Genomic DNA, 9657 nt, shown 5'->3' on the forward strand with positions numbered 1-9657 from the left:
GGGCCCGCCCTCCTGCCGTACGTGATCACTCAGCCGTGACCGGGGCCCCGCCCTCCGGGCATCACGGTGCCGGGGTCACCTGGAGCGGGTCCGACACCGACTTCACCGTCATGCCCGGGAACTCTCCGCCGTACCCGACCGTGTTGAGCGCCACGACCCGGTAGAGGTAGGGCGTGGTCACCGATGCCGTCGGGTCGACGAAGGTGCGGGCCCCGTGGGTGTTCGGCTGGTCCAGGGGCGACTCGACCGTGCCGGCGTCGACCCACGTGGTGCCGCCGTCACTCGTCCGCTGGATGAGGAAGGCGGTCTCGTTGATCGAGTTGTCCTGCCACTCCAGCCGGATCCGGGCGCTCTCACCCGTGCCCACGACGGTCGACGCGAGCCCGCTCGCCTTCCCAGGCGGCAGTGCCAGCAACTGGGGCCGCATCATGTCCATCTCCTCGTGGCTGAGGATGTGGCAGTGGATGACGTACTCCCAGCCGAAGTTCACCAGCTTGTTGGTGATGGCTGCCGTCGGGTTGCCCTGCGGATCGACATTGTGGAACATCGATGTGTCACCGGCCGGCATCGTCGGGTCGAGCAGCCGGACGGAGTTCGGCACTTCGAACGGCACCGTCGGCACGATCGGCCGCAGCGCGACGATCGTGTCCTCCAGCGGGCTCATCCGCACCGTGTCCTTCCATCCCAGCTCGTTGGCGTCCGGCTTGATGACGATGTTGTCCCAGGTCACCCGGTTGAGGACCTGGACGTCGTACAGGTGGAAGTGCATCGGGTGGGTGTCCACCCCGTTGTGGGTGAACCGCCAGATCTGCGTCCCGTCCGCGCTGGTGCTGATCGGCGTCACCTTCGCGTCCGCTCTGGGCAGGCCGGTGCCGTCGATCAGTTCGGTCGGCGGGTTGATGTACGGGTACAGCGTCGCGTTCTGCGCCCCCGGCGTCGGTGGCGACGCCTCGACGCCGAGGTTGGTCGACATCCGGCCGTAGCTGTCGAACGTCGTCGCGTTCATCTCGTCGTGGATGGCCTTCGGCTGCAGCGGCATCGTCATCTTGGCGGTTGGCGCCTTGAGCGTGTTGAAGCCGAACGTCGACGTGTCGTTGACGCGGACCAGGCCGTCGCAGGTCTTGACGGAGCTGTTCTTGACGTTGCAGTTGCTGCTGGCGGCGAAGCTCGTGCCGTACGCCGAGTTGTAGGCCGCCTGACCGACGATCACCGGGTTCTGCCCGGACTCGAAGACACCCGAGCCGTCCGCGTGGTGCTTGAAGGCTGCCTGCAGCTTCGCCAGGTTGAACGTCGGAGCCGGTGCCGTGTCCGCGATGGTCACCTGCATCACGGTGCGGGTGTTGGGCCCGTATCCCGGCAGGACCTTCGGTGCGCCGCCGGCCTGGGTGAGGTCGGGGGCACCCGTGTAGTAGTCGTACGACGAGATGCGTCCCGGGTAGGCCGCGGGTGCGTCGTTGTAGAGGATGAGCGTCTTGCCGGCGAACTTCGAGAAGTCCACCAGCACGTCGGCGCGTTCGGCCGGCGCGACGGTGAGCGAGTGCTTGTCCACGTTGCCGAAGTCGAAGCGCGTCGGGTCGGTGATCCAGGTCGTCGGCTGCTGACCGTCGATGACGGCCGGTGCCGGCAGGAAGCCGCCCTCGCTGGCGATCTGGATCCAGTCCGGGCCGGCGGCGTCGTTGTTCGCGTCCGCCGGGGTGGGTGACACGTTCGGGTCGGTCTGCGCGACCGCCAGCTCGTCCGCGTTCAGCGCCACCTCGGTCGTGCCGTCACCCTGCTTCGGATCGGCCTTGTACCACTGGAAGTTGAAGAAGCGGTCGTTCGCGGCGTTGACCAGCCGCATCCGGTAGGTCTTCGGCTGGAGCGTCACCTTCGGGTAGGCGACCCCGTTGACGATGGGAGTGTCGTTGAACTGCTCCATGCCCATCGAGATGTTCGGCGTGCCGGGGATCTGCTCCGGCTCGCAGAACGGGGCGCTCTCGTACTGCCAGGTCGACGAGTCGTCCAGCTTGCACTTCGGGTCGAAGTACGGGTTGGCGATCGGCCCGAACCTGGTGTCGCCGGCCGGCGGCCAGAACCACGGACCGTACATCCAGCGCCCGTACGAGCTCATGCCCGACGGGTCGCCCGGGTTCTGCGCGGGCATGTAGACGTGGTGGTACCAGAAGCTGCCCTTGCCGCCCCAGCGCTTCGTGTCCCAGGTGGGGTCCTGACCGTAGGAGACGGTCTTGCCGGTGGTGTCCTTCCGGTCCTTGAGTTGCGAGTCGTCCGGCACGAAAGTGCGGTCCTGGACGAGCAGCGGGAGGGTGTCGGCCGCGTCGGGGATCGTGCCGCTGTTGACCAGTGCCTTCTCCGTGTCGTCGGTGATGGTGTAGCCCGCGGCCTCGCCGGCGTACACGTTCAGCCGGGTGATGCCGTAGGTGTGGTCGTGGTAGAACATCAGCCGGGCGCTCTGCTGGTTGGTGTAGTAGAACGTCGAGCAGCCGTCGTCCTTCGCGGCGCAGAGCGTCGCCCCGGTGCTGTCCACCATGTCCGGCACGTTCTGCACGCTGACGCCCTGCGGCCACTGCGTGGTCTCGCCGGCCGGGGTGATCCACTGGTGCGGGGTGCCGTCGCTGATCCACGGCGTGACGCCGCCGTGCAGGTGCAGCGTGGCCCGGTTGTCCGTGAAGCAGCCGGCCTTGTCGTCGGTGCACGGGGGATTGCGCACCTCGTCCGTGACGGTGCCGTCGTTCTTCGGCGGGGGCATCGTCATCGGGACCATGCCGGCGCCCATGCCGCTGCTGTCCACCGGCAGGAACAGGTCGCCGTCGGCGCCCTTCGGGAGCAGGTTGCGGAACACGATCCGCACCGGCCGGTCCTTGGTCGCGGCGATGAGGGGGCCCATCCACTGCGGTGAGGTCACACCCGTGTACGGCAGCGGCTGCCTGGTGCCGTCCATCAGCTCGTTGTAGAGCGGGACCTTCCGGCCGGGCACCGCGCCCGTCGACAGCTGGACGTAGCCCCGCACCAGGGTCGGCGGCAGGTCGGAGGAGAACCGGGTGAGGTACTGCACGAGACCGATGACGTACTCGTCGGCCGGCTTGCCGCTGGTGGTGACGGACTCCGCAACGGCCACCGGGATGAACTTCTCCGACGGCTTCGTCGACGGTGCCTGCAGCTGTGCGACGTCGGGACAACCCGTGCCGTCCGCCCCGGGGTTGCAGGTCAGCGGCAGGGTGTCCTGGAACTTCTTCATCCCGACCGTGAGGTAGCCGGCCCCCGGGCTGGTGACCTCGATCCCGCTGATCGCCCCGGTGTCCGTCACGGCCGTCGCCGTCGCCCCGGTACCGCCCCTGCCCGTCGGGTCGGTGATGGTGACGGCGGGCGCTGCGGTGTAGTCGGAGCCGACCTTGTCCAGCTTGACCGCTACCAGTTTCAGGCCTGCGGCGGCCGTCGCCTTCGTCGCGCCGTTGATCGGGTCGGCCAGCGTCCCGTTGCGGATCACGACGCCGGGTGCGCTGCTGTAGCCGCTGCCGGGCTCGTCGACGGTCACCTTGGTGACGTTGCCGTCCGCGCTGAGATCGGCCGGGTCGACGTGCCCCTTGGCCACCGTGCCGTTCGGGTCGTCGGGAAGGTCGAAGTCGACCGTCGGCATGGTGTAGCCGGCCCCGCCGTCCGTGACCGTCACGGCGTTCACCCCGCCGGAGGCCGTCGCGGTGGCGCCGCTGCCACCGCCGCCGGTGATGCCGACCGCGAAGCCGCCGTAGCCGCTGCCGCCCGCGTCGACCGTGAGGCCGACCACGGCCCCGGTCGCCTTGACGGTGGCCTTCGCGGTCGCCGCCGTGGCGCCGCCCTCGATGGTGACCGAGGTCGCGCCCGCGACGTAGTGCCGTCCGGGGGAGGTCACCTCGATGCCTGAGATGCCGCCGGTCTGCGGGTCCACCGTGGCCGTCGCCGTGGCGCCGAGCCCGGTGCTCGCCGGGATCACCTGCGCCCCGAAGGAGTACTGCCGGTCCTGCGCCGGGTAGCGCGGATAGACGGCCGAACCCAGCGTCACCGTGGCACCCGCGGCCGGAGGCGCGTTGGTCGGCGGGGTCGTGGTGCTGTCGATGCCGGCCGGGTACACGAAGGCGTCGGTGGCGGAGCCGAGACCGGTGTCGACCGGGACGCCCTGACCGTAGAAGCCGATGACGTCGTCGGCCTGCACGGCGACGTCGGGGACCTCGTACGTCGCGACCTCTCCGGCTGCCGCGGTCGGCTTGGGCACCGTCTTCAGCCCGCTGTCGGCCACGACGGTGTACGTGTCCGGTGTGCCCGTCGGCCGCAGGACGTAGGCGTGGAAGAGGCCTCCCTCGGAGGCCGAGGGGCTGCCCCCCGGCTTGGTCTGGTTCCAGGTCTGGAAGCTCTTGAGGGTGCCGGCGGGCAGCGGAGAGCCGCCCAGGACGACGAGCACGGGCCCCAGCGCGCCCGGCGGTGTCGCGAAGTCCGTCGCGTACGCCCGGTCGACCAGCGGGTTTCCCGCCGACATCGTGGTGGACGCGATGGACACCTTGGCCTTCGACAGGGTCAGCGGGCTGTTGGCCCAGTTCGGCCATGGGCCGAAGTAGTGCGGTGCCTTCGTCTCGTCCGTCGCGCTGCTCGACCCGCTCGCGGCAGCCTCCGGTATCTGCTGGAGCGGCGACGGCGGCAGCCCCAGCAAGGCTGCCACCATCGTCCCCACGCCGACCAGAGCGATGGTGCCCCGTCTCGGTTTCAGCACCGTTCTCATGACCTGTTTGGTGAACACGTCTTTCCTCTTTCCTCGGCGACCTGCCGCCGCTTGCGCGCTCGGGTCCGGATCGCCCGGCCCACCGGGAGGCGGCGGGACCGAGGGCACGGGCCCTTGCCGCCGACTGGTGACGCGCGCGACAAGCCTGGGGCCGGCCGCCGGACGCGGGGGCGAAGATGACAGGTCTCTCATCCGGCTGTCATGACGGGCGTCGCGAGGCCGGACCGCCTGGGACGTCGGCACGTCGGCGCACCCTTGCCCGGCGCACACGGGCACTGACGCGCCGTCACACCACCCGCTGCCGGAGGGCAGCAAACCGGGTCGATCCCGACGCCTTCGCCGGATCGTTTGTGGAATGACGGGTTGGGCACTTGTAGGATCCGACGCAGCCGCAGATGACAGCCCAGGGGCGAGAGCGGCAGGGGAGGAGACGGTAGCCCACCATGGCCCGGCTGTTGGTCGTCGAGGACGAGGCGCGGCTACGTGCCTACCTCAAGCGCACGCTGGAAGCGGACGGTCACGTCATCGACGCCGCGGAGTCCGGTCCGGACGCCGTGGACCGGCTGCGGGCCGGCGAGTTCGACCTGGTCGTGCTCGATCTCATGCTGCCGGGATTCGACGGGTTCGAGGTGATGCGGCGCGCCTTCGACCGGAAGCCCGATCAGCGGGTCCTCGTCCTGTCCGCCGTGATGGACGTCGCCACCCGTGTCCGCTGCCTCCGGCTCGGGGCCGTCGACTTCCTCGGCAAGCCCTTCGCGACCGCGGAGCTGGTGGAGCGCGTCCGGACCAGGCTCCGTGCACCCTCCACCGGCGTGTCCCAGCGGTGGCTCCACGTCGGGGAGGTCACGCTCGATCTCGAACGGCAGGCGCTCAGCCTCGGCGGGAGGGAAGTGCCCCTGTCGCACCGCGAGTTCATGCTGCTCGGGCACCTGATGCGGCGGGCCGGGGAGGTGTGCAGCCGGCGTGAGCTCCTCGCGAGCGTCTGGGGCCACACCGACGACCTCGGGAGCAACGTGGTCGACGCGACGGTCCGCCGGATCCGCGGCAAGGTGCCCCGGCCGGTCATCGAGACGGTGCGCAATGTCGGGTACGCCTTCAGTGCCGGCTGAGCGCAGGCGGCTGGTCTTCGCCGGCTGGGTGCTGTTCGCCGGGTGCAGCCAGCTGCTGCTGCTCGTCGAACCCGCCCTCGAAACCGTGGTGTTCCACCTGGTGTGGATCAGCATGTCCATCGTCTACGGCTTCCAGAGCTGGTCGGCCCGTCGCACGTCCGCCGTGCTGACCGTGGTCACCCTGGTCACGGGTACCGCGCTGAGCCGGTTCATCGCGGAGGGCCACGCCGAGTGGGACGAACTCGCCGAGGTGCCGCTGATGGCGATGGTCTTCCTCAGCATGGTCTGGCACGTCCGGCGGCGGGCCGCCGCCCTCGCGGAGACCCAGAACCTCGTCGAGCGCGAGCGCCGCGCGCAGGAGGTCAAGGAGCTGTTCGTGCGCAACTGCTCGCACGAGATGCGCACGCCGATCACGGTGGCCCGCTGCTACGCGGAGATGGTCCGCGACGAGCTGTCGACCCCGGAGAGCAGGGACGACCTCGACGTCGTGGTGGACGAGCTGGACAAGCTCGGCGGCCTCGCCGGGCGGCTGCTCGTCCTGGCCGACGCCTACGAGCCCGCCACGTTCGAGTGGGCCCCCGTCGACCTCGGCGCTCTCCTGCGGCGGACGGTCCAGCGGTGGCGGCCGGCCTCGGACCGTGACTGGCGCCTGGACGCGCCCTCCGTCCTGGTCGAGGGCGACGAGTCCCGGCTTGAGACCGCCCTCGACGCCCTGGTGGAGAACGCCGTGAAGTTCACCGTGGACGGGGACAGCATCGCGCTGCGCTGTCGCGCGACCCGCGACGGTGCCGTGGTCGAGGTGGAGGACACGGGCATCGGCTTCGCCGGGTCGCAGGCCGAGGACGGGAGCGGCCGGACCCGGTCGTCGGGCCGCCCCGGCACCGGGCTCGGCCTGGCGATCGTGCGCGCCGTCGTCGAGGGCCACGGCGGTGGCCTCACCGTGGTCTCCGAGCCGCCGAGCGGTTCGCTGCTCCGGATGACGCTGCCGCCGCAGCCCCGTTCCTCCCCGACACAGAACGTTCCCACGTCCGCCTTCACCGCGCCGGCCGAGTAGTACCCGTCACCGTCCGGGCCGCGGCACGACAGCGTTGCCGTACGGAGTCCTTGACATCGCCTCGCACCGGGACCGCCCTCGCTCCGGCGCACGACGGGGGCGGGGCGGGGGGCGGGGGGGCGGTTGTCAGGCGAGGCGGTCGGTGAGCAGCCGGGACAGGCGGCGCGCCCCCTCCTCCACCTGGTCCGGGGTCAGCACGCTGACGGAGAGCCGCAGTTGGTGTGCCGCCTGTGGTGGCTCAGGGATGTGGGGGCGGACCTGGGCGGAGCGGCGCGGGGGAAACGACTCGGCGACCCTCCCGGCGGCCCGCCCCCGCCGGGGCCACCTCAGCCCTGGTACTGGACGACGATCTTGGTGAAGTCGTACGGGGACTGCGCGATGCTGCTGCACGCCTCGGTGTCCGTGCCGGAACCGCAGGCGCGGTCCCGGTTGACCGACCAGAAGGCGAAGCGCGCGATGTGGTGCTGCTGGGCGTACCCGAGGATGGTGCGGAAGTCGCCGGTGGTGACGGTCTCCCCCGCCTCGTCGGTCTTCCCGTTCATCGAGGAGACGCCGATGTGCCGGTACGCCGCGTCGTCGCTGTAGCCGTACGCGCTCTTGACCGCCGCTTTCAGCCCGTCGAGGGCGCTGACCGTCGCCTGGCCCATGCTGCCGCTGTGGCCGCCGAAGTCGAAGGGCATCACCACCCAGCCGTCGTTCGCCAGGCCGGCCGCGGCGCCCCGCTTGATCAGGTCCTTGCCGGCGGCGTCCGGGCCGCTCGGCGTGGTGCCCATGGTGACGTAGGTGACGATGCCGGGGTTCTTGGACTTGACGATCTTCAGCGCGTCGACCACCCGCTGACGGACCGTCGCGCTGCCGAACTCGGTGTTCTCGATGTCGATGTCGAGCGCCTTCAGCTGGTAGGCGTCGATCACCTTCTGGTAGGCGCCGGCCAGCGCGCTCGCGCTGGAGCACTTCTCGCCCAGCTTGTTCCCGCTCCCCCCGCCGACGGAGACCACGACGTCACCGCCGGCCTCCCGGATCGACGTGATGGCGGCCTCGTCGGAGCCGCCGGTGAGCGCCCGGCTGCCGTCCCACTTCGGGTTGCACCCGCCGTCGGAGAGGACGAAGGCCAGGGTGATCCACTTGATGCCGGTCGCCTTCATCACGTCGGTCGGCTTCTGCGGGCTGCCCCAGCCGAGGTACTCGTACGGCGCGGCGGCCAGCCCGGGCACGGCGGCCGCGGCGGGGGCCGCCGCCGCGGAGGTCGCGGGGGCCGACAGGAGGGCGGCCGGGCCGAGGGCGGCGGCCAGCAGCGGGGCGGCGAGACGGACCCCGATGGTCTTGCGCATGCCAACTCACTTTCATCGATCCAGGGGAGCGGTGACGGCAGATCAGGGAGAAGGAGGCGGAGCACCCGTACGGACGGCGGCGGTCCACCGGCGGTGTCTCACAGAATCGGGGCACCGGACTCCGGGGTCAATGATTGACGTTAGGAGAGTTTCCCAATGGTGCTCCAGTGGCAACCCGCGATGGCCCGCGGAGCACTTGGGAAGCCTCCCTGACCATGGCTGCTGACGCGCCCCCGTCGGGTCGCGATCCTGAACTCGGCGTCCCCGGTGGCCACCTGAGTTCGCGCGGCGCCCCTCCCCGAAACTCCGACGCGCTCGTCCCTCCCCCCGAAGCTCCCACGCGCTCGTCCCTCCTGCGCCCGCCCCCTGGGCCTCCCCTGCGCCCGCCCCCACGTGGTCAGAGGATCGAACCGGCAACGACACGGCGTTCACCGCGCCGTTCACCGTCACCGCGATGACCGACCCGGGCTACCCCTGCCGCCACCCGCCCGGCCCGGCTCCCGGCGCCCACCACGCGGGGCGATCCGCGGCTGCTGTCCCGGCACTCAACAACCTGGCCCACACGCTCTTCCGGCCGGGCCGAGGCGCTCCGGCACTGGGAGCGGGCCCTGGAACCGCCCCCGAGCGGTGGCGGATGACCCGTCAGGTGGAGCTGGCGCGGGCCAGACCGGCGCGCCTGAGGCCGTGACCGGCCCGGTCAGCCGTTCCAGGAGCCGGCCGTGGTCGTCGTCCGGGCCGGGGCGGCCGTCCCGGACGAGGTGGCGGTCCAGGTCGCGCCGCCCGAGGTGGTCGTCCGCACGCCCGGGGCCGAGCCGCCGCTCGCCGGGCCGGCCGAGGTGCGCGGCACGCGGCCCGCCGAGGCGGCCGGAGCCGGGTGCGCGGCGGTGGTGCGGCGCGCGGCAGGGGCGGCGGGCGCGGTCGAGGGATCGTCACCGCCCGGCACGACCCGCTCGATCCGCAGCACCAGGTTGCGGCCCTGCCGGTCGCCCGCCCGGTCCTGGTTACGGCTGTGCACGACCTGCGTCAGCACGCCCCGGACCTCCTGCCACCGGCTCTGCACCGCACGGACGTTGGGGTACCACTCGCCCTGGTCCCGGTGCTCCAGGTCGAGCTGCCAGCTCTCCGCCTCCACGAAGTGGACGGCGCCGACCTCGCCCGGGATCTCCACCGGAGCGGCACCCCGGACGGTCACCACCGCCCGCTGCGGGAACCGCCCCTCCACCGCCGTCACCGTGATCCGGCTCGACCCCTGGTACCAGGCCATCGCTGTCCTCCTCGTCCGTTCCTCGGGCCGGCTGCCGACCGCCCTCAGCCGGTAGCACGGACGGCGCCCCGTCCGGGGTTCGACAGAACCGCGTCCGGTCTGAACCCGCCGGCCCACGGCTTCCGTTCAGCGGGGCCCGGTCGGGTCCCGCG

General features: G+C 71.4%; 5 protein-coding genes. 2 read left to right on the top strand and 3 right to left on the bottom strand.

What is annotated here, in order from left to right:
- Positions 1 to 61: 61 nt before the first annotated feature.
- Entirely contained in the window at positions 62 to 4747 is a 4686-nt protein-coding gene (locus ACFU7Y_RS32260) for a multicopper oxidase domain-containing protein (protein WP_380770504.1), read from the bottom strand.
- Positions 4748 to 5190: 443 nt separating this feature from the next.
- Between ACFU7Y_RS32260 and ACFU7Y_RS32265 the strand changes: the two genes are divergently transcribed.
- Both ACFU7Y_RS32265 and ACFU7Y_RS32270 read left to right on the top strand, forming a co-directional pair.
- On the top strand, positions 5191 to 5856 hold the full coding sequence (locus tag ACFU7Y_RS32265) for a response regulator transcription factor (RefSeq protein ID WP_224280885.1): 666 nt from the start codon (positions 5191 to 5193) through the stop codon (positions 5854 to 5856).
- Positions 5846 to 6910, top strand: a complete 1065-nt coding sequence (locus ACFU7Y_RS32270; RefSeq protein ID WP_224280884.1) for a cell wall metabolism sensor histidine kinase WalK — start codon at positions 5846 to 5848, stop codon at positions 6908 to 6910. Before ACFU7Y_RS32265 ends, ACFU7Y_RS32270 begins: the two co-directional genes overlap by 11 nt.
- A 326-nt stretch (positions 6911 to 7236) precedes the next feature.
- On the opposite strand, the gene ACFU7Y_RS32275 is transcribed toward ACFU7Y_RS32270, so the two are convergent.
- On the bottom strand, positions 7237 to 8241 hold the full coding sequence (locus ACFU7Y_RS32275) for a chitinase (RefSeq protein WP_380770505.1): 1005 nt from the start codon (positions 8239 to 8241) through the stop codon (positions 7237 to 7239).
- A gap of 697 nt (positions 8242 to 8938) precedes the next feature.
- On the bottom strand, positions 8939 to 9505 hold the full coding sequence (locus ACFU7Y_RS32280) for a hypothetical protein (protein WP_380770506.1): 567 nt from the start codon (positions 9503 to 9505) through the stop codon (positions 8939 to 8941).
- Between the last annotated feature and the right edge of the window lie 152 nt (positions 9506 to 9657).

The organism is Kitasatospora sp. NPDC057542 (assembly GCF_042801945.1).
GTDB lineage: Bacteria > Actinomycetota > Actinomycetes > Streptomycetales > Streptomycetaceae > Kitasatospora.